This is a genomic window from Actinoplanes oryzae, from assembly GCF_030757795.1.
GTDB lineage: Bacteria > Actinomycetota > Actinomycetes > Mycobacteriales > Micromonosporaceae > Actinoplanes.
In genome coordinates, this window is record NZ_JAUQWH010000068.1 from 19,203 (window position 1) to 44,092 (window position 24,890).

20 protein-coding genes are annotated in these 24,890 nt (G+C 73.5%); 8 read left to right on the plus strand and 12 right to left on the minus strand.

Annotated elements, in window-relative coordinates:
- Positions 1–77 precede the first annotated feature (77 nt).
- Positions 78–833, plus strand: coding sequence for a hypothetical protein (locus tag RBH18_RS22170; RefSeq protein ID WP_306210791.1), 756 nt, complete (start codon positions 78–80; stop codon positions 831–833).
- A 30-nt stretch (positions 834–863) separates the two neighbouring features.
- On the opposite strand, the gene RBH18_RS22175 is transcribed toward RBH18_RS22170, so the two are convergent.
- The 5 genes from RBH18_RS22175 to RBH18_RS22195 all read right to left on the minus strand — a co-directional run bounded on the left by RBH18_RS22175 (position 864) and on the right by RBH18_RS22195 (position 9,135).
- Complete coding sequence (locus RBH18_RS22175) at positions 864–1,778, minus strand: sigma-70 family RNA polymerase sigma factor (protein WP_306210792.1); 915 nt, start codon at positions 1,776–1,778, stop codon at positions 864–866.
- A 419-nt stretch (positions 1,779–2,197) separates the two neighbouring features.
- Positions 2,198–2,455, minus strand: coding sequence for a hypothetical protein (locus RBH18_RS22180; RefSeq protein ID WP_306210794.1), 258 nt, complete (start codon positions 2,453–2,455; stop codon positions 2,198–2,200).
- Between the two features lie 311 nt (positions 2,456–2,766).
- On the minus strand, positions 2,767–5,022 hold the full coding sequence (locus RBH18_RS22185; RefSeq protein ID WP_306210796.1) for a protein kinase domain-containing protein: 2,256 nt from the start codon (positions 5,020–5,022) through the stop codon (positions 2,767–2,769).
- Positions 5,023–5,480: 458 nt separating this feature from the next.
- Positions 5,481–8,204 (minus strand): cyanophycin synthetase, encoded by a 2,724-nt coding sequence (gene cphA, locus RBH18_RS22190; RefSeq protein WP_306210798.1) that lies wholly within the window; start codon positions 8,202–8,204, stop codon positions 5,481–5,483.
- 376 nt (positions 8,205–8,580) lie between these two features.
- Complete coding sequence (locus RBH18_RS22195) at positions 8,581–9,135, minus strand: alpha/beta hydrolase (RefSeq protein ID WP_306210800.1); 555 nt, start codon at positions 9,133–9,135, stop codon at positions 8,581–8,583.
- 33 nt (positions 9,136–9,168) lie between these two features.
- Between RBH18_RS22195 and RBH18_RS22200 the strand changes: the two genes are divergently transcribed.
- Genes RBH18_RS22200 through RBH18_RS22210 form a run of 3 tightly spaced genes read left to right on the plus strand, consistent with a single transcriptional unit; the run spans position 9,169 to position 11,317 of the window.
- Complete coding sequence (locus RBH18_RS22200; RefSeq protein ID WP_306210802.1) at positions 9,169–9,756, plus strand: GNAT family N-acetyltransferase; 588 nt, start codon at positions 9,169–9,171, stop codon at positions 9,754–9,756.
- Positions 9,757–9,797: 41 nt separating this feature from the next.
- A complete protein-coding gene (locus RBH18_RS22205; RefSeq protein WP_306210804.1) occupies positions 9,798–10,205 on the plus strand; it encodes a YciI family protein in 408 nt (135 codons plus the stop codon).
- Entirely contained in the window at positions 10,202–11,317 is a 1,116-nt protein-coding gene (locus tag RBH18_RS22210) for an RNA polymerase sigma factor (protein ID WP_306210806.1), read from the plus strand. Before RBH18_RS22205 ends, RBH18_RS22210 begins: the two co-directional genes overlap by 4 nt.
- 132 nt (positions 11,318–11,449) lie before the next feature.
- Here the strand turns inward: RBH18_RS22210 and RBH18_RS22215 are convergent, their stop codons facing one another.
- Positions 11,450–11,959: a PaaI family thioesterase gene (locus tag RBH18_RS22215; RefSeq protein ID WP_306210808.1), complete on the minus strand. Its 510-nt coding sequence runs from the start codon at positions 11,957–11,959 to the stop codon at positions 11,450–11,452.
- Positions 11,960–12,014: 55 nt separating this feature from the next.
- Here RBH18_RS22215 and RBH18_RS22220 point away from each other — a divergent pair, with 55 nt between their 5' ends.
- On the plus strand, positions 12,015–12,503 hold the full coding sequence (locus tag RBH18_RS22220; RefSeq protein ID WP_306210824.1) for a winged helix-turn-helix transcriptional regulator: 489 nt from the start codon (positions 12,015–12,017) through the stop codon (positions 12,501–12,503).
- Positions 12,504–12,514: 11 nt separating this feature from the next.
- Positions 12,515–14,089, plus strand: coding sequence for an MFS transporter (locus RBH18_RS22225; protein ID WP_306210810.1), 1,575 nt, complete (start codon positions 12,515–12,517; stop codon positions 14,087–14,089).
- A 147-nt stretch (positions 14,090–14,236) separates the two neighbouring features.
- Here RBH18_RS22225 and hisS read toward each other — a convergent pair whose 3' ends face one another.
- Positions 14,237–15,559: a histidine--tRNA ligase gene (gene hisS / locus RBH18_RS22230; protein ID WP_306210812.1), complete on the minus strand. Its 1,323-nt coding sequence runs from the start codon at positions 15,557–15,559 to the stop codon at positions 14,237–14,239.
- Positions 15,560–15,597: 38 nt separating this feature from the next.
- Positions 15,598–16,281, minus strand: coding sequence for an MBL fold metallo-hydrolase (locus tag RBH18_RS22235; RefSeq protein WP_306210814.1), 684 nt, complete (start codon positions 16,279–16,281; stop codon positions 15,598–15,600).
- A 160-nt stretch (positions 16,282–16,441) separates the two neighbouring features.
- Here RBH18_RS22235 and RBH18_RS22240 point away from each other — a divergent pair, with 160 nt between their 5' ends.
- The gene (locus RBH18_RS22240) at positions 16,442–17,323 is read left to right on the plus strand and encodes a peptidylprolyl isomerase (protein ID WP_306210816.1); all 882 of its coding nucleotides are present in this window, start codon (positions 16,442–16,444) and stop codon (positions 17,321–17,323) included.
- A 64-nt stretch (positions 17,324–17,387) separates the two neighbouring features.
- Positions 17,388–18,215: a peptidylprolyl isomerase gene (locus tag RBH18_RS22245; RefSeq protein WP_306210818.1), complete on the plus strand. Its 828-nt coding sequence runs from the start codon at positions 17,388–17,390 to the stop codon at positions 18,213–18,215.
- 248 nt (positions 18,216–18,463) lie between these two features.
- On the opposite strand, the gene RBH18_RS22250 is transcribed toward RBH18_RS22245, so the two are convergent.
- From RBH18_RS22250 to RBH18_RS22265, 4 genes are all read right to left on the minus strand, one after another.
- The gene (locus tag RBH18_RS22250) at positions 18,464–18,907 is read right to left on the minus strand and encodes a GNAT family N-acetyltransferase (RefSeq protein WP_306210820.1); all 444 of its coding nucleotides are present in this window, start codon (positions 18,905–18,907) and stop codon (positions 18,464–18,466) included.
- Positions 18,904–21,048 (minus strand): alpha-galactosidase, encoded by a 2,145-nt coding sequence (locus RBH18_RS22255; protein ID WP_306210822.1) that lies wholly within the window; start codon positions 21,046–21,048, stop codon positions 18,904–18,906. The genes RBH18_RS22250 and RBH18_RS22255 overlap by 4 nt, the downstream gene beginning before the upstream one ends.
- A gap of 37 nt (positions 21,049–21,085) precedes the next feature.
- On the minus strand, positions 21,086–23,515 hold the full coding sequence (locus RBH18_RS22260) for a RelA/SpoT family protein (protein ID WP_372338962.1): 2,430 nt from the start codon (positions 23,513–23,515) through the stop codon (positions 21,086–21,088).
- 818 nt (positions 23,516–24,333) lie between these two features.
- Positions 24,334–24,876 (minus strand): adenine phosphoribosyltransferase, encoded by a 543-nt coding sequence (locus RBH18_RS22265; protein WP_306210828.1) that lies wholly within the window; start codon positions 24,874–24,876, stop codon positions 24,334–24,336.
- Positions 24,877–24,890 lie beyond the last annotated feature (14 nt).

Consider the following 24,890-nt stretch of genomic DNA (forward strand, 5'->3'; position numbering starts at 1 on the left):
CCTGCGTGTTACCCCGGGTGATGGTCCCAAGATCGGGGACGCACAACCCGATCGACACGCGGAATAGCCTGGGAGGCGTGGACGAGATCTGGTGCGACGAGTCCGGGTACGAGGGTGAGAAGCTGATCGACTCCACCACGCCCGCCTTCGCCCACGCGGCGGTGCAGCTCGACGAGGCGGTGGCCGCGGAGCTGCTGCTGGAGCTGCGGGCGCGGATCAGGTCGCCGGCGTCGGCCTACCGGGCGAGTCACCTGCTCCGGGAGAAGAACCGGGCCGTCCTGCGCTGGTTCCTCTCCTCTTCGCCGATCGCCGGGCACGGCACCGTGTTCGTGCTGGACAAGACCGAGTGGGTCGTCGGCCGGCTGGCGACGCTGCTCGACCTCGACCCGGAGCGGACCGAGCGTTCCCCGTACGTGCTGGCGGCGGCCAACGACATGCTGCGGGGCAAGGACCGGCCCGGCGTGGTCGACGAGTTCTTCCGCGTGTCGGGGCTGAGCGAGGGACGGGAGCGCGCCGAGCTGTTCCGCTCGTGGCTGCTCGCCGACCCGGTGCTCAACTCGGTGCTCGACCCGCTGATCCCGGCGCTGGAGGCCGCGGCCAAGCGCTGGGGCCCGGTGACCGTGGTGCACGACCGGCAGATCATGCTGCCGCCCCGCCGGATCGATCAGCTCCGCGAGCTGACCGGCGGACTGATCACCGGCGTACGGCTGCTGCCCCTGGAGGAGCACCCGCGGATCCAGCTGGCGGACATGCTGGCCGGCACCGTCCGGTGGCTCGTGGAGCACCCGGACGACGCCGGCCTGCGCGCGCTGGCCGATCCCTACCTGCTGTGACTGCCGGACGGCTTCCCCACCGCCGGTACGTCAGGCCGCTCTGTTCGTCGTGAACGCGATCGGCACGCCGTGGCTGTCGGTCAGCGCCAGCCGGGTGCGCAGGTTGCCCTGCTCCGCCACCCGGGCGAAATACTCGGTCCGGCGCCGTTGCAGGCACCCTTTCCGGGTACGCGGCCCGCCCGCCGCCACCGTGAGCAGCTCCGGTGCCAGCGAGCTGTTCAGCCCCTCCCGCAGCAGGCGCAGCGCCTCGGTCCGCAGCTGGGAGATGCGCGACTCGGTCACGCCCAGCTCGGCCGCCACCTCGCTGAGCGGCTTCTCCTGCAGGAACGACTGGGTCACCACCAGGCGCAGCCGCTCGGGCAGCGCCTGGATCGCCTGGTGCAGGTAGCCCAGCCGCTCGCGTTTGATCAGCAGGTCCTCGGGCCCCTCCGACAGCTCGGGCACCATCTCCTCCGCCGCACCGGTCGGGAACCCCTGCAGGCTCAGCAGCGCCGCCTTCTGCACGTCGTCCTCGACGGACGCGAGCTCGGCGACGCCGATGCCGAGCAGCTCGGCGACCTCGGCCTCCGAGGGCGTACGCCCCAGGGCCGCGGTCAGCTCCTGCCGGGCCTGCGCGGTCTTGCGGGCGCGGGCCCGCACCGACCGGCTCGCCCAGTCCTGGCCGCGCAGCTCGTCGAGCAGCGCGCCCCGGATCCGGACGGCGGCGAAGCGGTGGAAGGGGATGCCGCGGCTCACGTCGAAGGACCGGGCGGCGCCGAGCAGCGCGGCGAACCCGGCGGACGAGAGGTCGTCGGCGTGGACGTGGCCCGGCACCCTGTTCAGCAGCTCCCGGACCAGGTGGCCCACCATCGGCATGTGCTCCCGGACAAGGTCCTCGATGTCGCGCGCGGAGGGCGCGTCGTGGTGCACGCCGGTGGTGGCGGGGAGTTCGGTCGTGGTGGTCACGGAGTCCTCCTCGCTCTCACAAGGGCCGACAGGTGCGCCGGCCCCTGGTCGGCCGATGTGCCGGCCGCCGAGGAAGACATTTGCCGTCGCCGGGTGCAGCGGCGGGCGAACTCGGTTGCTTTTATGGAGTTTTTTCGGAAAAAGACTCAGGTCTCGGGCGGCGGGCCGGGTTTAGCGCTCCGGGTCCGGGGCAGGCGGCCGCGCGAGCGGTACCGAACGGCCGGGCGAGCCGCCGGTTGAGCGGCCGGGCGAGGCGACCGGGCGGGGCGACCGGGCGAGCCGCCAACGAGCGGCCGGGCGGGCGACTGGGCGAGGGGCCGGGCGAGCGGCCGCGGAGCGGGCGACCGGCCGGGCGGGCGACTGGGCGAGCGGCCGCAGGCGGACCGGGCGACCGCGGCCGAGCCGGCGGGGGCGCGGGCTCAGCTGGCGAAGTGCGGGCTGCGGTGCGCGTCCGCCATGGCGCTCAGCTCGTGCCGCACCCAGCTCATCCGCCGCACCGCCGCCTCCGGGTGGTCGCCGAACTCCCCGGCCACCACCAGCGCGCAGCCGTCGCTGCCGTGGCGGAGGATCATCGCGGTCACGGCCGCCTCGACCGACCGCCGGTCCGGGCAGTCGGAGGGCTGGAGGTGCGAGGCGAAGAGCGCCTCGGCGGCCAGGTCCTGCACGGTGCTCAACATGTCGAACTCCCCGATGGTGCGACGACCTCGTGTCCCAGCTGACGCTCGCGGCGGTGCCGCTCCGGAACCGCTCAGGGTGCAGGCCGGTACCACCAGTGTCCACGCGGGCGCCGCCGTGGCGCGCAGGCTCGCCGACGCGGTATGCACCGTTTCCGGGAGGCTCGGGCCCGCACGCACCGGTTCCGACTCTAACTCGCCCCGGCGCCCCGTGACCTCCGTGTTTCCCGCAGGCAATGCGTCAGGTCCCGCGAGAAAAGCACGGGCGACGCGTCAGGTCCGGCGGGACGAGAGGGGCGTGCGGCGGGCGACCGTCAGGTCCGGCTGGCGGAGGCGGAGCCCTCGCCGGCGGCGGACTGCCCGCTCACCTGGACGGGGCCGTTGTCCTCGTCCTCGGGCTCCTCCGTGTCGACCTCCGGCGCGGTGGGCACCTCCGGCTCCTCGGAGCCCCCGGTGCCGGGGCCCGGCGGCTTCGGGTCGGGGTTCTGGTTGTCGCCGCCGGGCGCGCCGGTGTCCGTCCCCGTGCCGGGCTCGCCCGTGTCGGTGCCGGTGCCGGGCTCGCCGGTGTCCGTGCCGGTGCCGGGGTCGGTCGTGGTGTCGTCCGGGTCCGTGCCGGTGCCGGGCTCGTCGGTGCCCGTGTCGCCGCCCGGGTCGGTGCCGCCGCCCGGGTCGGTCGAGCCGCCCGGATCGGTGCTGCCGGACGGGGCGCCCGCCGGGTCCGACGTGACGGGGACGGGCACCGCGACGCCGTCCGGGTCGACCGAGATGCCCGGGACGGGCGCCTGGCGCACCGGTGCGCCGAGCCGGACCGAGCCGTTGGGCAGCAGCTCGACCGGGCGGGACGGCTCGCCGGGGGCGTCGGACACGTACGTGTCGCAGGTCCGCCCGTCGAGCTCGAACACCATGGGCGCCGCGTTGCTGGCCTTGTAGCGGCCGGTGACCTGCATCGTCACGGTGCCCTGCGGCGGCAGCGGCGCCGGCTGCGACATCGTGATGGCGTTGGCGTTCTGCCGGAGCGCCGTGGCGCCCGTGCCCGTCACCTTCTGGTCGCCGGGGAGCACGAACCACAGCTTCCAGCCCGCCATCGGCCGGTTGTCGCGGTTGGCGAGGATCACGGCGGCCTTGAAGCGCTTCTTGGCGTCCGACCAGACCGAGTAGCTGACCACGCACGGGTTGCCGGCCGCCGCCGGCTGGGGCGGCACGGCTCCGGCGGGCCTGCCCTCGTCGTTGCCGGCCGCGGCGGCGACCGCCCAGCCGCCGGCGACGACCAGCACGAGGACGCCGCTGACGAGCGCCGTCCGGGGGTGCCGGCGCAGCGCGGTCCCGCGCTCCGGCCGGGGCTGCGGGCCCGGCGCCTCGGGCGCGGGCGGCTCCACGGGAGGCGGCGCCGCGGGCGAGACCGGCGCGACCGTCCCACCCTCAAAGGCGGGACGCAGCGCCGGCGGCGCGAGGTCGGCGGCCACGGACGGCGGCACGGGACCGGCGGCCACGGACGGCGGCACGAGGCCGGTGGCCACGGCGTCCGGGTCGACGTCCCCGGTCGCGTCCGGGCCCATCGGCACGGGCGCCGGGCGGGCGTATGTGCGCTCCCGCATGTTGCGCGGCTGCGGCGGCGCGGCGGCGGCGCGCAACCGGTCGAGCGGGTCGGTGCGCGGGTAGGACCCGGGCAGGATCGTCGTGTTCTCGCCGGTGTCCGCCCAGTCCGGCACGAGCGCGTCCGCGGCCGGCACCCGGGCGGCGACCGTGCCGAGCACGTCGGCCAGCTCGGCGCTGGACGGCCGGTCGGCCGGGTTCTTGCGCAGGCAGTCGCCGATCAGCTCCGCCACGGCGGGCGGCAGGCCGTCGACCGGGGGCAGCGGGTCGGGCTCGGTGTACTGGTGGGCGCGCAGCAGGGCGGTGGTCGTGCCCACGTCCCACGGCAGCTGGCCGATGAGGGTGCGGTAGATGAGCAGGCCGACCGCGTAGACGTCGGTCGCCGGGCTGACCTGCCCGCCCTCGAGGCGCTCCGGGGCCAGGTAGGCCGGGGTGCCCAGCAGGCTGCCGTCGGGGTCGATGTCGTTCTCGCCGATGAGCGCGGAGATGCCGAAGTCGACGACCTTGGCGCCGCCGGACGTCAGCATCACGTTGGACGGCGTCACGTCGCGGTGCACGATGCCCCGGGCGTGGGCGGCGGCCAGGGCGGCGGCGACCTCGGCGCCGATCCGCACGGCCGCCTGCCAGGGCAGCCGCTGCGCGCGGGCCAGGACGGCGGCGAGCGACTCGCCGTCGACGAGCTCCATCACGACGAACGGGACCGGCTCGCCGTCGACCGTGGTGGCCTCGCCGTAGTCGTACACATTGGTGATGTGGGGATGGCTCAGGCGCGCGGCGGCCTGGGCCTCGGCGCGCAGCCGCCGCCGGAAGGCCGGGTCGGCGCTGGCGGACGGGGGCAGGACCTTGATCGCGACCTGCCGGCCGAGGACCTCGTCGAAGCCTCGCCACACCACTGACATCCCGCCGGCCCCCAGTCGCTCGACCAACCGGTAACGGTTGGCGAGCAGGCTGGCGCCCGGCAGGTCCGTCGTGCTCATGTGCGTGCCCCCACATGCGCGCTGGCAGGACAACACCGGAGGGCGCACCGCCATGCGGACCCGGTGCCGGGGCAGGCCCTGAGCGGTCTCCCCGTGAGACCGAGCATTCCCCGTCGACGGCCTGGATGTTAGCCGACGTTCGGTCACTGTCTCGACTCGCTGCGCAGCGGCCGGACCTGCGGCGCCGTCCGGATGGGCAGCCTTTCCGGGCCCGCGGGGGCCACCCGGGGCTACGGCCGAAATGCCTGGTCACACCTGTTTCGACGGTCGTCCACCGAGGGCGCCGGGGGATTTGCCGCGTTGGTCGGAATCCGCTCCACCAGCCATGGGATCGCTCCCACCGACGTTGGCGTACGGGCGTACTGTTATTTGCCTCACGGCAATGACCTGCGGCACCCCGCCTGATCGGGTGAAAAACGCACGCCGATCATGCCGGATTACCCGCGGTGGCCCCCACGCTAGCGCAAAGTGGACATTTCGCGCTCGGCCCGCACCGCCGCCGGGTGCCGGCCGGGCAGGACGACGGGTGCCGCGTCCACCGCCACCGCCCCGAGCTCGTCCAGATGCGCCAGCACCGGGCGCAGGCTCTCGTAGAGCACGAGCACCACGTCCCCGGGCCGTGCCAGCTCCCGGGCCGCCGCCATCGCCGCGCGGTGCCCGTCGGCGCGGACCGACCGCAGCCCCGGCCGCCGGGCGCGCATCTCCCGCTCGACCAGCGCGCTCACCTCGCCCGGCGCCCGCCCGCGCGGGTTCTCGTCGTCGTGCAGCACCACGCGCGTCATCCCGTCCGCGATCACCTGCGCGCACGCGGCCAGCAGGTCGTCACGGCGGTCGCCGGGCAGCGTGACGACGGCCACGCAGCGGTCCGGGCCGTACAGGCGGTGCAGGGTGCGGATGACCGCCGCCAGCGCCGCCGGGTTGTGCGCGTAGTCCACGAACAGCGTCGCGCCGTCCAGCCGCAGCACCGTCCCCCGCCCCGGGTTGTGCACGCGCGGCTCGAAGCCGGACAGCCGCTCGACGGCGGCCTCCACCGACGTGCCCAGCGCCCGGGCGGCGGCGATCGCGGCGAGGGCGTTGACGGCCACGTAGGGCGCCGCTCCCCCGAACGCGCCCGGCACGTCCGCCGTACGCAGCAAAGGGGTCCGCCGGGCGCCGTTGGCCTGCACGAGCCAGCCGTCGTCCAGCAGGTACGCCGTCCCGCCGCGCCCCAGATGGGCCGCGACCACGGGCTGCGCCGCATCGGTGCCGAACCACACCAGCCGCTTGCGGTCGGCGCGCGTACGCGGCCGGTCGGCGAGGCTGCGCACCCACGGGTCGTCGGCGTTGAGCACCAGCGTGCCGCCGTCGCGGACCCGCTCGGCCACCAGCGCCTTCACGTGCGCGAGATCCTCGATGGAGTCGAGCCCGTCCTGCCCCAGATGGTCGGCGGTGATGTTGGTGATCACCCCGACGTCCGTCCAGTCGTAGCCGAGCCCGCGCCGCAGGAGCCCGCCCCGCGCGGTCTCCAGCACCGCCGCCTGCACCTGCGGGTCCCCTAGCACCATCTGCGCCGAGCGCGGCCCGGTGGCGTCGCTGCGATGGACCGTACGGCCGTCGATGCTGACCCCGTCCGTCGTGGTCAGCCCCACCCGCAGCCCGGTCCCGGCCAGCATCCACGCGGTCATCCGGGCGACCGACGTCTTGCCGTTGGTGCCGGTGACCGCGACGGTCGGCACGCGCCCGTCCGACCCGTTCGGGAACATCGCCCGCACGATCGCGTCCCCGGCGTCCCGCGACCGCCCGCGCGCCGGGGAGAGGTGCATGCGCAGCCCCGGCACCGCGTTGACCTCGATCACCCCGCCCGCGTACGGGCCCTCGCCGGCCGGCGGCACGGGCTCGGCGATGTCCGGCAGCCGCAGGTCGATCCCGGCCACGTCCAGCCCCACGAGCGCCGCCACCCGCAGGCACAGCCGCGTCACGTCGGGATGCACCCGGTCGGTGACGTCGTGCCCGGTCCCGCCGGTCGACAGGTTCGCCGCGGCCCGCAGCCACACCCGCAACCCCTCCGCCGGTACGTCCTCCGCGCCCAGCCCCTGCCCCCGCAGCACCGCCGCCGCGTCCTCGTCGAGCTCGATGCGCGTCAGCACGCGCGAGTGCCCGATCCCCCGCCGCGGGTCGGCGTTGGTGCGCTCGACCAGCTCCGCGACGGTGGCCCGCCCGTCCCCGACGACGTGCGCGGCGACGCGCTCGGCGGCGGCGACCACCTCCCCCGCCACGACCAGCACCCGGTAGTCCCGGCCGTCCAGCTGCCGCTCCACCACGGCGTCACCGCCCGCGGCCGCGACGGCGAGCTCCACTTCGGCTTCGGTACGGATGCCGAGCGTCACGTGCGCGCCCTGCCGCCCGTACCGGGGCTTGACCACGACCGGCCCGCCCAGCTCGGCCAGCAGCTTCTTCGCTCCGTCGACGTCGCGTGCGGCCCCGCCCTCGGCGACCGGCACCCCCGCGTCGGCCAGCAGCTCCCGCGTGACCTGCTTGTCCCCGGCGATGTCGATGCCCACGCCGCTGGTCCGGTCGGTCATCGCGGCCCACGCCATCCGCCGCCGCACGCCCCACCCGAGCCGCACCAGGCTCAGATCCCCGAACCGCTCGACCGGGATGTTCCGCCGCCGCGCCGCCGCGATGATCGCCCGCGTGCTCGGCCCGGTCGCCTCCCGCTCGGCCAGCTCCGCCAGCCCGGCCAGCCGCCCGCCCAGCTCCGTGGCGGTCACGATCGCCCCGCCCGCCACCGCCTCGACCAGCGCGGCGGCCTCGTCGAGCAGCCGCCCGGGCACCGTGGACTCCGGCGACTCGTCCACCGGGCACTCCAGGATCAGGTCGTAGACCCCGGCTGCGCCGGCCGACACCGTACGCCCGAAGCTCACGTCCCGCCCGATCCGCTGCGACAGCTCCAGGGCGACGTGCTCGGTCACGTGCCCGAAGTAGGTGCCCCCGCGCATCCGGCTGACGAACCCGCCCGGCGTCCCCGCCGCGCAGTGGTGCTCGGCGAGCCCGGGTAGCGCCCGCAGCAGCCGCTCGGGGAACCCGGCCAGATCGGTGGTCTCCCGCCCCGCGAGCGCGCCGAGCTCGAGCCGGGCCACCACCGCCGGCCGGGACAGGTGCACGTTGGGTCCACGCAGGCGGCGCAGGCTCACGATCTTCATGCGGAAGGTCCCCGTTCCCCGGCCGCGGCTGCCGCGGCATGCTGCGACCCCGGTACGGCGCCCCGGGCGCCATTGAGAGATCGGTTCGCTTCTGAGGTTAAACGGAACAAATCCGAAACATCCGGCTAATTGTCGAGTTCCGCGCCGACCCCACCCGCGCCACTCCCCCGGCCCCGGGACCCGCACGCCTCGAGATGCTCGGCCACGGTGGCCACCTGCAGACCGGCCGCACCTCCTGCGCCGACGCGGCGATCTCGTTCGCTCGCCGCGCCTCCTCCAGGCCGAGGACATCGGTGCGCGTCCACGGGGTGCCTGGCGCAGGTGCTCGTCCCGATGAGGGCGGCCGGTTCCCCTCACGGACCCCGAGGCGGCACCATCAAAGGCGCGGGTCCACCGAGTCGAGGAACTGCTCGATCGCGGTGCCCACGTCGCCCAGCACGTCGGTGTAGCGCCGGATCGGCCCCGGCACGCGGAGCGAGTGGGTGCCGTCCTCGACGACGAGGAGTTGCTTGCCGGTGGCGCGGGCGGCTTCCGGGTCCCACCAGCGCTTGTCGGCCGTACCTCCGATCAGCAGTTGGGGTGCGGGGTTGCGGGTGATGGCCTCGGCGATGACCGGGCGGGTGAGCAGCGGGGTGAGCCAGACCGCGGGCAGCGAGCGTTCGAGGGCCAGCCCGGCCGCGTAGGTGCCGAGCGACTTGGCGATCAGGACCGGCTTGGCCCGCGGGGCGACGTCGAGGGCGCGGTCCAGGGCCTCTTCGACGTGCTTGCGGACGAAGAGGGCGGCGGCCGCGTCGTCGTCGAGGAGGCCGCGCGGGGTCTCCCAGGTGATGTCCTCGACGTGGGCGGTGCGGTCGGCGAGGGTCTCCCACGCCAGGTCGAGCACCGTGCCGATGCGGCCGGTGCCACCCGGGATCAGGATGCCATTGATCATGCCTGAACTGTAGGGCGTCGCTACCCTCGTCCGATGATCCGGCCGCCGTTCCCGCTCCGCACCGCGCGACTGACCTTGCGCCCCATCTCCTTGGACGATCTCGACGACGTGTACGCCTGGCAGCGCCGCGAGGACGTCACCCGCTGGATGCTCGGCGCCGGGCCGCGTACGCGGGAGCAGTCGAGATCTTCGGTGATCGCCATGGCCACCGAGGACGTGCTGCGGGCCGAGGGCGACTGCCTGACCGTGGCCGTGACCGAGGGGGCCGGGGTCATCGGCACGGTGGAGCTGGTCTGGCGCAGCGCGGAGTACCGGACCGCCGAGCTGGGGTACGTCTTCCATCCGGAGCACGGCGGCCGCGGGCTGGCCACGGAGGCGGCCGCCGCGATGCTGGACTGGGCGTTCGGCGAGTGGGGCCTGCACCGGGTCTACGCGCGGTGCCACGCGGAGAACACGGCGTCCGCGCGTCTCATGGCCCGGCTCGGAATGCGGCAGGAGGCGCGGCACATCGCGAGCTACCAGCTGCGCGGCGCGTGGGCGGATCAGCTGGTCTACGCCGTTCTGAGAAATGAATGGGTGCGGGATGTCGAGAACGGCGGCGCGGCTCCGTCCCCGGGATGAGAGCGGCCAGAATGGGCCGCACACGGACCGAGGAGACCATCATGGCGAAGTACTTGCTGCTCAAGCACTACCGCGGCGCCCCGGCGGCGGTCAACGACGTGCCGATGGAGAAGTGGACGCCGGAGGAGATCTCGGCGCACATCAAGTACATGAACGACTTCGCGGCGCGGCTGGAGCAGACCGGGGAGTTCGTGGACGGGCAGGCGCTCGCCCCCGAAGGGACCTTCGTCCGGTACGACGGGGAGGGCCGGCCGCCCGTGACGGACGGGCCGTTCCCGGAGACCAAGGACCTGATCGCCGGGTGGATGGTGATCGACGTGGACAGCTACGAGCGGGCCGTCGCCCTGGCCGGGGAGCTGTCGGCCGCGCCCGGCGCCGGCGGCAAGCCGATCCACGAGTGGCTGGAGCTGCGCCCGTTCCTGACCGAGCCGCCGACGATCACCGAATGAGGGAGCTCATCCCCGAGGTGATCGGGGTTCTCGTCCGCCGCGGAGCCGATTTCGCGGCGGCCGAGGACGCCGTCCAGGAGGCGCTCATCGAGGCTCTCCGCGCCGGCCCGCTCCGGGACCCGAAGGGCTGGCTGGTCACCGTGGCGTGGCGCCGTTTCCTGGACGCCGCCCGCTCCGAGACCGCCCGCCGGCGCCGGGAGGAGCTCGTCGACGCGGAGCCGCCGCCCGGGCCGGCGTCCGCCGTGGACGACACGCTGCAGCTCTACTTCCTGTGCGCGCACCCGTCGCTGTCCCCGGCGTCGGCGGTCGCGCTGACCCTGCGGGCGGTCGGCGGGCTGACCACGCGGCAGATCGCCCAGGCCTACCTGGTGCCCGAGGCCACCATGGCCCAGCGGATCAGCCGCGCGAAGCGCACCGTCGACGGCGTCCGCTTCGACACGCCCGGCGACGTCGCGACCGTGCTGCGGGTGCTCTATCTGGTGTTCAACGAGGGCTACTCCGGCGACGTGGACCTGGCCGCGGAGGCGATCCGGCTCACCCGGCAGCTGGCGGCCGCCTTCGACCACCCCGAGGTCGCCGGGCTGCTCGCGCTCATGCTGCTGCACCACGCCCGGCGCGGCGCCCGGACCGCGGCCGACGGCAGCCTGGTGCCGCTGGCCGCGCAGGACCGCAGCCGGTGGGACACGGCGATGATCGCCGAGGGCGTCGGCATCCTGCAGCTGGCCCTGTCGCGCGACCGGCTGGGCGAGTACCAGGCCCAGGCCGCCATCGCCGCCCTGCACGCCGATGCCCCCACGGCCGGCGAGACCGACTGGGTGCAGATCGTCGAGTGGTACGACGAGCTGCTCCGCCTGACCGGCAGCCCGATCGTCCGGCTCAACCGGGCCGTCGCGGTCGGGGAGGCCGACGGCGCCCGGGCCGGCCTGGCGGCGCTCGGGGAGGTCGACGACGCCCTGCCCCGCCACACGGCGGTGGCCGCCTATCTGCACGAGCGCGCCGGCGACCTCCCGCTGGCGGCGCGCCTCTACGCGGAAGCGGCCCGTAAGGCCCCGAACCTCGCCGAGCGCGACCACCTGACCCGCCAGGCCGCTCGCCTCAACGCCGAGACATGAGACCGGTTTCGATGGGTACGCGACCCCGCATGCGAATCGGAAACACGGAAGTCCGCGTCCTCGGCGGCGCCGGCGGCTGCCTGTCGATGATCCTGCTCTCGATCGTCGCGTCGGTGGTGCTGACGATCCTGCTCAATGTCCTGCTGTGAGGTCGAACAGCATGCACGAGGACGTGGCGTGGGCCAGCAGCCGGCCGGCCGGGTCGGTGAGGCGTGCCTCGGCGAGGGCCGTGCGCCGGCCCCGCTGCAGGACCGCGCCCGTGGCGGCGATCTCGCCGAGGGCGAGGGTGACCGGCCGCAGGAACTTCACGGACAGGTCGAGGCTCGTGTAGCCGACGCCCTCGGGCAGCGTGCTGTGCACCGAGCAGGCGGCGGCGGTGTCGAGCAGGGTCGAGATGACGCCGCCGTGGACGCTGCCGAGCGGGTTGTAGTGGAACTCCTGCGGCACCAGCCGGACGGTGACGCTGCCCTCGGCGGCCTCGAACCCGGTGATGCCGAGCATCTGCAGCACCGGCGGCGCGGGCAGCTCGCCCGTCGCCATGGCCTGCAGCACGGCGAGCCCGGACATGCCGCTCACGTGGGCCGCGTGGCCGGCGGGGTCGGTCCACTCGAAGGTCCGAGTCCGGCTCTGGGTCTGCGTCATGGACGCAGATTCGCACGGGTTGCTGTGTCTGTCAATCAGACTTAGCCTCGTGACTATGACCCAGGCCACATCTCGTCCCGTCTCGCTGGACTGGTCCGTCGAGAACTGCACGATCACCCGGGCCATGGAGGTGCTCGGCGAGAAGTGGACCCTCGTGGTGCTCCGGGAGATCTTCATGGGCATCCGGCGCTTCGCCGACATGCGCGAGCGGACCGGCATCCCGCGCCAGGTGCTCGCCAACCGCCTCGCCGACCTGGTCGCGCACGGGGTGCTGCGCCGCGAGCCGTACCAGGAGCCGGGCGCGCGGGTCCGCCACGAGTACAGGCTGACGGCGAAGGGCTTCGACTTGTACCCCGTACTCGTGGCGGTGAAGGCCTGGGGAGACCGCCACCTGGCCGATCCCGAGGGGCCCGCGCTGTCGCTGACGCACCGCGACTGCGGGGCCGAGATCCACGCCGAGCTGCACTGCGCGGAGGGGCACGCGGTGACGGCGTACCGGGACGTGGTGCCCCGTCCCGGGCCGGGGGCCAAGCGCAGGAAGTAGGCTCCGGGCGTGTGACCACAGCCTGGACGCCGCTGCGCGACAAGATCTTCCGGGGGCTGTGGATCGGCTCGCTGGCCAGCAACGTCGGCACCTGGATGCAGACCGTCGGCGCGTCCTGGCGCCTGGTCGACGAGCCGGGCGCCGCCACCTGGGTCAGCCTCGTCCAGACCGCCACGATGCTGCCGGTCCTGCTCCTGGCCCTGCCCGCGGGCACCCTCGCGGACGTCTTCGACCGGCGCCGGCTGCTGCTGACCGTCCAGGCCGCCCTCTTCGCGGTCGCCACCACGCTCACCGTGCTGACCGCCACGGACCGGATGCCGCCGCCGGTGCTGCTGGTCTTCACGTTCCTGCTCGGCGTGGGACAGGCGCTGACGCTGCCCACGTGGCAGGCGATCATCCCCGAGCTCGTCCCGCGCGACGCGCTGCCCGCCGCCTCGGCGCTGGGGGCCGTCAACACCAACCTCGCGCGCTCGGCCGGGCCCGCGGTGGCCGGGCTGCTCGTCGCGCATGCCGGCGTACCCGTGGTCTTCGGGTTGAACGCCCTGTCCTTCGTCGTCTTCGGCCTGGCGCTGCTGCGCTGGCGCCGGCCCCCGCACAGCGGCAGCCAGGCCGAGCACTTCGGCCCCGCCCTGCGCGCCGGCGAGCGCTACGTCCGCTACGCCCCGCTGGTCCGCCGCATCCTGCTGCGCGTCATCCTCTTCGTGCTGCCCGGCAGCGTCGTGTGGGGCCTGGTGCCGCTGGTCGCCCAGCGTCTCCACATGGGTTCCCGGGGGTACGGCGTCCTGCTCGCCGCCCTCGGCGCAGGCGCGATCCTCGGGGCGATCCTCATGCCCCGCATCCGCGACCGGCTCACCCCCAACCGGCTCCTGGTCGTCTCCGGCCTCGCCTACGCCGCCGCCCTCGCCGTCGTCGCCCTGGTCCCGGCGCCCGCCGCGGTCGTGCCCGCCCTCGTACTCGCCGGCCTCGCCTGGATGGCCCAGGTCTCCCGCATGAACGCGAGCCTGCAGCTCTTCCTCCCCAACTGGGTCCGCGCCCGCGGCTTCGCGGTCTACCAGGTCGTCTTCGCCGGCGCCCAGGCCCTGGGCGCCTTCGTGTGGGGTCAGGTCACCGAGCTCACCGGCCTGAAGGCGGCCTATCTCGCCGCCGCGGCCTGCATGCTCGCGGGTACGGCCACCGTCCGCCGCCTGCCCCTCCACGAGCGCGCCGGCGACCGCAGCCCCGCCACCTACTGGCCCGAGCCGAACCTGATGCTCGAACCGCACCTCGACGACGGGCCGGTCCTGGTGACCGCCCGCTACCGGGTCCGCGAGGAGAACCGCGCCGCCTTCGTCGAGGCGATGTCCACGGTCCGCCGCTCCCGCCTGCGCACGGGGGCGACGCGCTGGGGCCTCTTCCGCGACGGCGAGCAGGCCGACCAGTTCGTCGAGGTCTACCAGGTGCCCACCTGGGACGAGCACCTGCGCCAGCACGGCGGCCGCCTCACCGGCAGCGACGAGCACGAGGAGGAGAAGGCGGTCGCCCTGGCCGAGGGTCCCCCGGCCGTCGAACACCTCCTCCCCACCGACGCGGCCGACATCCACCAGTGAGCGCCTCGAGCGCGAGTGCTATCGGCGCAACCTGAGCCGCGCGCAGAGCGTTGCAGGACGTCCCGGCGTCACCGTCTCGAAGGAGCTCGGCACGCTGCGGGACGCCCTGCGGGCCTCCTGAGCGCTGGTCCGCGGATCCCCGCTTCGTCAGCCGCCGCTGATCTGCGGGTCGACGTCGTCGGCCGGCGGCTGCCAGGTGGTGGCGTCGGCGTCGAGCTGGGTGCCGGAGCGGATGTCCTTGATCTGGTCGGGTTCGCCGTCCGCGCCCGGGAACCAGACGTACGGGATGCCGCGGCGCTCGGCGAAGCGGATCTGCTTGCCGAACTTGGCCGCCGCCGGGGCGACCTCGGTGTTGATGCCGCGGGAGCGCAGGGCGCGGGCGATGCGGTCGCTGGCCGGGCGGACGTCCTCGTTCGGGAGGGCGACCAGCACCGCCGTGGGCACGCTGCGGGAGATCGTCAGCGCGTCGCGGCCGAAGAGGAGGCCCAGCATGCGGGAGACGCCGATGGAGATGCCGACGCCCGGGAAGCGCTCGGTGCCGGCGGAGGCCAGGTTGTCGTAGCGGCCGCCGGAGCAGATCGAGCCGAACCTTTCGTAGCCTTCGAGCGAGGTCTCGTACACCGTGCCGGTGTAGTAGTCGAGGCCGCGGGCGATCTTGAGCTCGGCGCGGACCAGATCGCCGGGTGCCGCCTCGACCACGCGCAGCAGCTCGTCGAGGCCCTCGTCGAGGAGGTCGTTCGTGACGCCGAGCGCCCGGACGCGGTCCACGAAGGAGCCGTCCGTCGCGGAGATGGACGCCAGGGCGAGACACGCCTGGGCCTGGGCGTCGGTCGCGCCGGCCGTCTCGACCAGGAGGGCGGCCACCTTCTCCGGGCCGATCTTGTCGAGCTTGTCGACCGTACGCAGGACCTGGTCGGGGTCCTCGAGGCCGAGCCCGCGGTAGAAGCCCTCGCACACCTTGCGGTTGTTGACCAGGATCGTGACGCGCGGGATCGGCAGCGAGCGCAGGGCGTCGCCGACCACCAGCGGCATCTCGGTGTCGTAGTGGAAGGGCAGCGTGTCGCGGTCGACCACGTCGATGTCGGCCTGCAGGAACTCGCGGTAGCGGCCCTCCTGCGGGCGCTCGCCGCGCCACACCTTCTGGATCTGGTAGCGGCGGAACGGGAACTGCAGCTTGCCGGCGTTCTCCAGCACGAACCGCGCGAACGGCACGGTCAGGTCGAAGTGCAGGCCGAGGCTCGCGTCGTCCTTGGCGCCGGGGTCCTCCTGCAGGCGGCGCAGGACGTACACCTCCTTGGAGGTCTCGCCCTTGCGCAGCAGCTGGTCGAGCGGCTCGACCGCGCGGGTCTCCAGCGGCGCGAAGCCGTACAGCTCGAAGGTGGTCCGGATGCGCTCGACGACGCGCTGTTCGATCATCCGCTGGGCCGGCAGGTACTCCGGGAAGCCGGACAGCGGGGTGGGCTTGCTCATCTCTTCGTCTCCTCAGCGGGCGCGCAGACCCGTTTCCTTCAGGGCGCGCGCAGTTCCCGCAGGTACGGGTTGCCGGCGCGCTCGCGGCCGATCGTCGTCTCGGGACCGTGGCCGGGCAGGACCACCGTGTCGTCGGCCAGCGGCAGGATCTTCTCCCGCAGGCTGGTCAGCATCACGGCGGTGTCGCCGCCCGGCAGGTCGGTGCGTCCGATGGAGCCGGCGAAGAGCACGTCCCCGGAGAGGCAGAGCTGGTCCGCGTCCCACGGGGTGCCCTCGCCCGGCAGGCGGAAGAGCACCGACCCGCCGGTATGGCCCGGCGCGTGGTCGACCGTGATCTCCAGGCCGGCCAGGGTCAGGGTGGCGCCGTCGGTGAGCTCGGTGACGTCCTCGGGCCGCGCGTAGGGCAGCCGGCCGCCGAACATCTGCGCGAGCCCCTGGCCCAGGTACTTCTCCGGGTCGGCGAGCATCTCGCGGTCGTCGGGGTGCACGTACGCCGTGATGCCGCGCGCCCCGCACACCGGCGCGACGGAGAAGGCGTGGTCGAGGTGGCCGTGGGTCAGCAGCACCGCGGCGGGCTGCAGCCGGTGCTCGGCGAGGACCGCGTCGAGCCGGTCGAGCACGCCGATGCCGGGGTCGACGACGATCGCCTGCTCGCCCGGGCCGGCCGCCAGCACGTAGCAATTCGTGCCGAACGCCTGCGCCTCGAATCCGGTGACGAGCACCGCACGCCCCTTTCCCCAGCCGACCTTCCCGGGAAAGCCTAGCGGGACACACCGTACGGACCGGGACGCAACCTCGCACGCCACTTTCCCAGGAGTTACCCGTACACTCGTGCGGGCGTGTGGCACGGCGCACGTTTCAGCTCGAGGAGGGGAACACCCGGTGGCTTCCAGCAAGGACCGGCAGCGGCAGCTGGCGCGGGAGAAGCTCGACCGCCAGATGGCCCGCCGGGCCGCCCGGCAGCGCCGGCGGCGGCAGATCCAGGCCGGGGTCGGCGCCGCGCTCGCGCTGGTCGTGATCGTGGGTGGCGTGGCGTGGCTGAGCGGGGCCTTCGACCCCGACGACGAGACCACCACGGCCGCCGACTCCGACGTGTGTGTCTGGACCCCGCAGGACGCCACCAGCAACACCAGCCTCAAGGACGTGGGCGAGCCGCCGACCACGGGCATCCCCACCTCGGGCACGCGCACGATGACGGTCACCACGGACAAGGGCGACCCGATCACCGCGACGCTCGACCTGACGAACGCGCCGTGCAGCGCCGCCGACCTGGCCTACCTGGCGGAGAAGAAGTTCTTCGACAACACCACGTGCCACGAGATCACCGCCGAGGGCGCGATCCGCTGCGGCGACCCGTCCGGCACCGGGCAGGGCGGCCCGACGTACTCGATCTACGACGAGAACCTGCCCGTCGCCGACGCCCCGGCGCCCAGCCCGAGCGCATCGGCCGCGCCCGCCGCACCCCTCTACCCCAAGGGCACGGTCGCGATGATCGGCGACCCGCCCGGCACCAACGGCAGCCAGTTCCTGATCTTCTTCAAGGACTACGCGCCGAAGACCGACCCGCAGTACTCGATCATCGGCACGGTGACCGGCGGCATGGCCACCGTCGACAAGCTCGGCAAGATCCCGACGGTGGCGGACGCCGCCGGCGACAAGGTCAAGCCGAAGGAGACGATCACCGTGAAGAGCATCACGGTGGGCGACTACGTCCCGGAGGGTGCCGTAGCGTCCACCGCGCCGTCGGCTTCCAGCGAGTCCTGAGCTTTCGGGAGCACAATCTCCCCCGGACACCCCTCATCGCACGAAGGCATACAGGAGGAACACCGTGTCGTCGATCAAGGACAGGCAGCGCGCGGCGGCGCGGGCCCGCCTCGAGAAGGAGATGGCCGAGCGCGCCACCGCCGCGAAGAAGCGCCGCCAGCGGCAGGCGATCATCGGCTCGGCCATCGGCGTCATCGTCATCGCGGGCGCCGCGGTCTGGGTCGTGACCGCCCTCGGCAAGGACGACACCAAGACCTCCGCGTCCAGCGCGCCCGCCGGCACGGTGGCCTGCCAGTGGATCCCCGAGGACGGCAGCACCGGCTCCAAGGTCAAGGACGTCGGCACGCCCCCGGCCAACGTGCCCAACACCGGCACGAGCACCCTGACCATGGACACCAACCTGGGCGCCATCACCGCGTCCGTGGACCTGTCCAAGGCACCCTGCACCGGCGGCGCGTTCACCTACCTGGCGTCGAAGAAGTTCTGGGACAACACCAAGTGCCACCGCCTCACCACCGAGGGCATCAAGGTCCTGCAGTGCGGTGACCCCACCGCCACCGGCAAGGGCTACCGCGACACCGACGGCACCGGCGGCCCCAGCTTCAAGTACGCCGAGGAGAACCTCCCGACCAACGCCACGCCGGCCTACCCCAAGGGCACGATCGCGATGGCCAAGACGTCGGAGCCCAGCACGACGGGCAGCCAGTTCTTCATCACGTACGCCGACACCGACCTCCCCGCGGAGTACACGGTGCTCGGCAAGGTGACCAAGGGCATCGAGATCGTCGACACGGTCGCCAAGGCCGGCACCGACAACTCGAACGGCCAGGGCGACGGCCACCCGAAGAAGGAAGTCGACATCAAGACGCTGACGATGACCGCCGCGTCCTGATCGTCGCCTCACGCTCAGCAGGGCGGGTCCCCCTCGGGGGCCCGCCCTGCTCGCTTCCCGGGTACGCCCGCCAGCCGCGCGTCCAGCCCACGAGGCCGTGAGCTCATCCGCCTCGGCCGGGATGAGCGTGAGCGCCGCGGCTGTCGCGTTCCATGCGCGCCCTTCGTCGCGGGCGGAACGGCCCAGCGCCCGGGTACAGCGTCGCGACCAGCCGGGCCACCCGCTGCTCGTCCCGGTTCAGCAAGCTGTCAAGCAGTGAGGCTCTTGATGAAGCGCGCGGAGGACGAGCAGATGTCCTCGTAACCCAGCTGCTGGTAGAACAGGTGCGTCCGCTCCCGGTACCGGCTGCTGGTGATCTCCATCTTCACGGCGCCCGCGGCCCGGGCCTGCTCCTCGACGGCCTTGACCAGCGCCTGCCCCACGCCCTTGCTGCGGTAACGCTCATCGACCACGAGCGCCGCCAGCCGCGCGCTCTTCCCGGTCACCTCCAGCATCGGCGAGACGTGCAGCGCCGCCACCCCCACCAGCTTGCCGCCGTCGTCGGCGCCGATCAGCCAGCTCGCGGCGTCGTCCAGCCAGGGCGCGAGGCGATCCGACACCTCGGCCTCGGTCGTCGGGTAGCCGAGCTGGCCGAGCAGCACGGTGAGTTCCGGCACGTCCTGCCGCCGGACGGGTCGCAGATCCACAGTCATGAGATCACATCCAAGACCATGGCCTGCTGGGCGGCGAGGGTGGGCATCGGCAGGCCGCCGCGGGTGAGCACGGCACCGGGCAGCACGATGCCGCCGTCCAGGGCCTGCCGCACCCACGAGGAGTGGACCCGGCCGTGGAACTGCGGCAGGCCGAAGTCGCTCACGATGCGCACGGTGTAGTCGCGGGCGGGGTCGAGGCCCGGGAACAGCACCTGCCCCGACAGGACGGCCGGCGAGGTCACCGTGCGGGTCCAGACGTAGACCGCCCGCCCGGCGCCCTCGTCCACCACGCCGCGGAGGGTGGTGGCGGGGTCGGGCACGTCGGCGTTCACCACCGTGCCGCGCGCGATCAACGGGCGGATGCTCTTGTGGAACGCGATGAACGCCCGGAGGGCGGCCAGCTCCTCCTCGTCACGGGCGGTGAGGTCCCACTCCACGCCCGCGTGGCCGAGCAGGGCGCCGGCGAAGCGGAGCGTGGTGTCCGTCCGGCGGCTGGTGGTGTGGGCGGGCGACGAGCCGACGTGCACGCCGACCAGTTCCGGCGGCAGTAGCTGCATGGTCCAGCGGTCGGTCATCACGCGCTCGACCGGGTCGATGCAGTCGGAGGCCCAGACCCGGTCGGTGCGGGCCAGGACGCCCAGGTCGATGCGGGAGCCGCCGGCCGAGCACGACTCGATCTCCAGGCCCGGATGGCGTACGCGGAGCTGGTCCATGAGCGCGTAGGCCGCCCGCGCCTGCGCCGACACGGCCACCGCGTCACCCTTCGTCCTGGAGACGGCCTCCTGCAGTTCCCGGTTGTGATCCCACTTGACGTAGGCGACGCCGTACTCGCTGACCGCCGTGCTCATCGCGGACAGCACATGGTCGAACGCCTCGGGGTTGGTGAGGTCGAGCACGTACTGCTGGCGGGTCGGGGCGCCCAGGCCCGGCGAGGGGCTCAGGATCCACTCCGGATGCTCGCGGGCCGCCGCCGAGTCGAGGCTGATCATCTCCGGCTCGAACCACAGACCGAATTCCAGGCCCTTCGCGCGTACGTGATCGGCGAGCGGGCGCAGACCGTCCGGCCAGACCACCGGGTCGGCCGCCCAGTCGCCCAGGCTGGTGCGGTCGTTGCGCCGGCCCAGGAACCAGCCGTCGTCGAGCACGAACCGCTCGGCGCCCACCTCGGCGGCCTTGTCGACGAGCGCGCGCAGCCGGTCGAGGTCGTGGTCGAAGTAGACCGCTTCCCACGTGTTCACGATCACGGGACGCGGGCGCACGGGATGCGACGGGCGGGCGCGCAGGTACCTGTGGAAGCGCTCGGCGATGCCGTCGAGACCCCGGTCGGACCAGGCGAAGAAGGCGTCGGGGGTGACGTACTCGTCGTCCGGCAGCAGCCGCACCTCGCCCGGCCGCAGCGCCTCGCCCCCGCCGAGCACCGGTGCGCTCTCGGGCAGCCGCTCGACGCGCCAGTGGCTCTCGCCGCTCCAGGCCAGGTGGAAGGCCCAGACCTCGCCGGTCCGGTTCGCGAACGCGGGCGTGCCCGCCACCAGCAGGAACGGCGAGTCCGGGCCGGGCTTGCCGCGGCGCCCGTGCCGGTGGTGCGAGCCGTCGGTGATCTCGCGGCGCTGCGGCTGGCGCTCCCGGGCCCAGCGGCCGGTGAAGTCGAGCAGCTCGGTCGCCCGCGGCGGGAGCGGCAGGAGGGCGGTCACCCCGGCCAGCTCGTACGGCTGCCCGGGATCGGCGTCGCCCGCGGGCCGGCGCACCCGGTGCCGCAGCCGGACGAGCCCCTGCGGCGTGAGCTGAACCTCCACGCCGATCCGCAGGCCGGTGACCTCGTCGGCCAGCTCCGCCACGAGCGTGTCGCCGGTGACCTGTGCCTCCACGAGCACCGGGCGCGGAGTGGTTCGCCGGCCGCCCAGATGCCCGGCGAGCGCCGGCGTTCCCGACCAGAACTCCCGCTCGCCGGGCAGCAGCGTCAGGCGCCGCGGCACGTCCGGTGCGTTGTGCGGGACCTCGACCACGGAACTGTCGGCCAGCGCCCGCAGGCCGGCCTCGCTGAGGTCGCCGAGGTCGGCGCCCCAGTGCAGCACCGAGGGCACCGGCCCGGCGAGATCGAGCGCCAGGGAGACCCCGGCCGCGCGGAAATGGACGATTCTCAAGGTTGCGCTCCGAGATGTGTGCTCAGGCGCTAGTTGATCAAGCGCCCGAGGTCACACGGTACGCGTCGAAGACCCCGTCGACCTTGCGGACGGCGGCGACCAGGTGGCCCAGGTGCTTGGGGTCGGCCATCTCGAACGTGAACCGGCTGACCGCCACCCGGTCGCGCGTCGTCGTGACGGTCGCGGACAGGATGTTGACGCGTTCCTCGCTCAGCACCCGCGTGACGTCGGCGAGCAGCTTGTGCCGGTCGAGCGCCTCCACCTGGATGGCGACCAGGAACGTCGACGCGGCGGTCGGCTTCCAGCTGACCTCGACGACGCGTTCCTCCTGGGCGCGCAGGTCCTCGGCGTTGGCACAGTCGTCGCGGTGCACGCTGACGCCGCCGGAGCGGGTGACGAAGCCGAAGACCGAGTCGCCCGGGACCGGCGTACAGCAGCGGGCGAGCTTGACCCAGACGTCGCTGACGCCCTTCACCACCACGCCCGGATCCTGCGCGGAGGTGCGGTTGCGCGGCGGGCGGGTCGCGACGGCGGTCTCGGCGATGTCCTCGACCGCGCCCTCCTCGCCGCCGAAGCCGGCGACGAGCTTCTGGACGACCGACTGGGCGGAGACCGCGCTCTCCCCCACCGCCGCGTAGAGCGAGGCGACGTCGGCGAGATGCAGGTCGCGGGCGATGGTCGTGAGGTTGTCGCTGGTCAGCATGCGCTGCAGGGGCAGGCCCTGCTTGCGCATCGCCTTGACGATCGACTCCTTGCCGACCTCGATCGCTTCCTCGCGGCGCTCCTTGTTGAAGTACTGCCTGATCTTCGTACGCGCCCGCGGGCTCTTCACGAACCCGAGCCAGTCCTGCGTCGGGCCGGCCGTGGCCGACTTCGACGTGAAGATCTCGATGACGTCGCCGTTGGACAGCGTCGACTCCAGCGGCACGAGCTTGCCGTTGACCCGGGCGCCGATCGTCTTGTGCCCGACCTCGGTGTGCACCGCGTAGGCGAAGTCGACCGGCGTGGAGCCCGTCGGCAGGGGGATGACGTCTCCCTTGGGCGTGAAGACGTACACCTCCTGGCTGGACAGGTCGAAGCGCAGCGCGTCCAGGAACTCGCTGGGGTCGCTGGCCTCGCGCTGCCAGTCGAGCAGCTGCCGCAGCCAGGTCATCTCGTCGATGTGGGCCGGCGGCCCGACGATCGTCGCGCCCTTCTGCTCCTTGTACTTCCAGTGCGCGGCGATGCCGAACTCCGCCGTCCGGTGCATCGCGAACGTGCGGATCTGCATCTCGACGGGCTTGCCGGTCGGGCCGATCACCGTCGTGTGCAGCGACTGGTACATGTTGAACTTCGGCATCGCGATGTAATCCTTGAACCGGCCCGGCACCGGCTGCCAGTTGGCGTGGATGACCCCCAGCGCCGCATAGCAGTCCCGCACCGTGTCGACCAGGACCCGCACCCCGACCAGGTCGTAGATGTCGTTGAAGTCGCGGCCCCGCACGATCATCTTCTGATAGATCGAGTAGAGGTGCTTCGGCCGGCCGGTGACCTCCGCCTTGATCTTGGCAGACTTGAGGTCGAGCTGGACGCGGTTGGTCACCTGGCGCAGCAGATGCTCGCGCTGCGGCTGGTGCTCGCCGATCAGGCGGTTGATCTCCTCGAACCGCTTCGGGAAGAGCGTCCCGAAGGCGAGGTCCTCGAGCTCCCACTTGATCGTGTTCATGCCCAGGCGGTGCGCGAGGGGCGCCAGGATCTCCAGCGTCTCCTTCGCCTTCTGCTCCTGCTTCGGCCGCGGCAGGAACGTCAGGGTACGCATGTTGTGCAGCCGGTCGGCGAGCTTGATGACCAGCACCCGCGGGTCCTTGGCCATCGCCACGACCATCTTGCGGATCGTCTCCGCCTTGGCGGCGTCGCCGAGCTTGACCCGGTCGAGCTTGGTCACGCCGTCGACGAGCAGCGCCACCTCGCCGCCGAAGTCGGCACGCATCTGCTCGAGGCCGTAGTCGGTATCCTCGATCGTGTCGTGCAGCAGCGCCGCCACCAGCGTCGTGGTGTCCATGCCAAGATTGGCCAGGATCGTCGCCACGGCGAGCGGGTGCGTGATGTAGGGGTCGCCCGACTTGCGATACTGCCCCGAGTGCCACCGAGCCGCCACGTCGAACGCCCGCTGCAGCGCCCGCCCGTCGGCCTTCGGATGACTCGCCCGGTGCGTCGCGATCAGCGGCTCGAGCACCTCGCTGACCTGCGTGCTCTGCCACGGCGCGTTGAACCGCGCGAGCCGGGCCCGGACCCGCCGCCCGGTGGGCGCGCTGGCCAGCCCGAAACCCCCGGCCGTCTCCCCCGAGGCCGGCGAGACCGGCCGGGTCACGTCGGGGTCGGGCAACTGCGACCCCGTGATGGGTACGCCGTTCGCGTCAATCGGCCGGCTGAGCTGCATCGGCCCGGGTGCCGGACGCGGGCTGCCCTTCTCGTCGGACACGGTCATGTTCGGCCCCGCGCCGCGGTCGGACGCGGTCATGTTCTCGCCCGCCCTGCCCTCGGTGTTGCCCGCGGCCTTTCCGCCGCTCTCGCCCCCGGCCTGCGCCGAAGCCGCCGGGGCCTTGGCCGCCGTCAAGTCCTGGGCTTGAGCCGCTGCCGGGGCCTTGGCCGCTGCCGGGGCCTGCGCTTGAGCCGCTGCCGGGGCCTTGGCCGGGGCCTTGGCCGCCGCCGGGGCCTTGCCCGCCGCCGCTCCACCCGCAGCCTTGGCCGGGGCCGTGACCTTCTTGGCCGGGGTCGCCTTGGCCGGAGTCCCCTCGGCCGCATTCGTCGTCCCCGGCGCCGCGCTGGCCGCGGTGGCCGGGCCCGGTGTCGGCTTGGTGGCTTTCGCCGCCCCCGGTGCCGGCGTGGCTGGTGTCGCCGCCCTCGGTGTCGACGCCCCCGGTGTCGGCGTGGCCGGTGCCGCCGTGGCCGGTGCCGCCGTGGCCGGTGTCGCCGTGGCCGGGGCCGCGGGCGTCCCGGTCGGGGTGCTCGCCGCCGGGGACGCGGCTGCGCCGGGCGTGCGCTCGGAGACCTGCGCCGCGCCGTCGGCAACGGTGGAGGTCAGGTCAGGCTCCGCCGTCGACGCCGAGTCACTCGGCGTCGTCGAAGCCCTGGTCGCGTCGGTCGGCTGCACCGTGCCCTCCGTCGGAGGGGCGACGTCGCTGGACACCGGCCTCCTCACGTCGCTTCTGCTCACTCGGTTGGAAACGCCATCCTACCCGTGGGCGTTCCCGGCCGCCCCGGCCCGAACCGCCGAAAGAGTGCCGACGCCCGAGCAGAACCGGATCAAACGGTCAGCAGGGCATGCACGCCCCGCGCCCCGAGCCGTTCCCGTCCGCCGAGGAAGCCCAGCTCCAGCACCACGGTGAGCCCGGCGACGGTCCCCCCGGCACGCTCGACAAGGTCCAGCGCCGCCCCGGCCGTGCCCCCGGTGGCCAGCACATCGTCGAGCACCAGCACCCGCTGCCCCGAGGCGAAGGAGTCCCGGTGCACCTCGAGCGTCGCCTCGCCGTACTCCAGCGCGTAGGAGGCCGCGAACACCTCCCGAGGCAGCTTGCCCGCCTTCCGCACCGGCACGACGCCCTTGCCGGTCGCATAGGCGACGGCAGCCGCGAGCACGAACCCCCGCGCCTCGATCCCGGCGACGACATCGAACGAGTCCGCCCCGTAGTGCGCAACGATCCCGTCGACGACCTGCCGGAACACCGCACCATCGGCGAACAGCGGCGTCAGATCCTTGAAAACGATGCCCGCCTTGGGGAAATCCGGCACATCGAGCACCCGCCCGGCCACCAGCCGAGCAACCTCCGGCCCGCTGTCCCCACGCACATCCGCCGCAGTCT

Coding starts and splice junctions, on each gene's coding strand:
- cphA (WP_306210798.1), bottom strand. CDS start 8,204: ATGAAGATCGTGAGCCTGCGCCGCCTGCGTGGACCCAACGTGCACCTG.
- RBH18_RS22180 (WP_306210794.1), bottom strand. CDS start 2,455: ATGTTGAGCACCGTGCAGGACCTGGCCGCCGAGGCGCTCTTCGCCTCG.
- RBH18_RS22215 (WP_306210808.1), bottom strand. CDS start 11,959: ATGACGCAGACCCAGAGCCGGACTCGGACCTTCGAGTGGACCGACCCC.
- RBH18_RS22220 (WP_306210824.1), top strand. CDS start 12,015: ATGACCCAGGCCACATCTCGTCCCGTCTCGCTGGACTGGTCCGTCGAG.
- RBH18_RS22210 (WP_306210806.1), top strand. CDS start 10,202: ATGAGGGAGCTCATCCCCGAGGTGATCGGGGTTCTCGTCCGCCGCGGA.
- hisS (WP_306210812.1), bottom strand. CDS start 15,559: ATGAGCAAGCCCACCCCGCTGTCCGGCTTCCCGGAGTACCTGCCGGCC.
- RBH18_RS22250 (WP_306210820.1), bottom strand. CDS start 18,907: ATGACTGTGGATCTGCGACCCGTCCGGCGGCAGGACGTGCCGGAACTC.
- RBH18_RS22185 (WP_306210796.1), bottom strand. CDS start 5,022: ATGAGCACGACGGACCTGCCGGGCGCCAGCCTGCTCGCCAACCGTTAC.
- RBH18_RS22200 (WP_306210802.1), top strand. CDS start 9,169: ATGATCCGGCCGCCGTTCCCGCTCCGCACCGCGCGACTGACCTTGCGC.
- RBH18_RS22205 (WP_306210804.1), top strand. CDS start 9,798: ATGGCGAAGTACTTGCTGCTCAAGCACTACCGCGGCGCCCCGGCGGCG.
- RBH18_RS22195 (WP_306210800.1), bottom strand. CDS start 9,135: ATGATCAATGGCATCCTGATCCCGGGTGGCACCGGCCGCATCGGCACG.
- RBH18_RS22260 (WP_372338962.1), bottom strand. CDS start 23,515: ATGACCGTGTCCGACGAGAAGGGCAGCCCGCGTCCGGCACCCGGGCCG.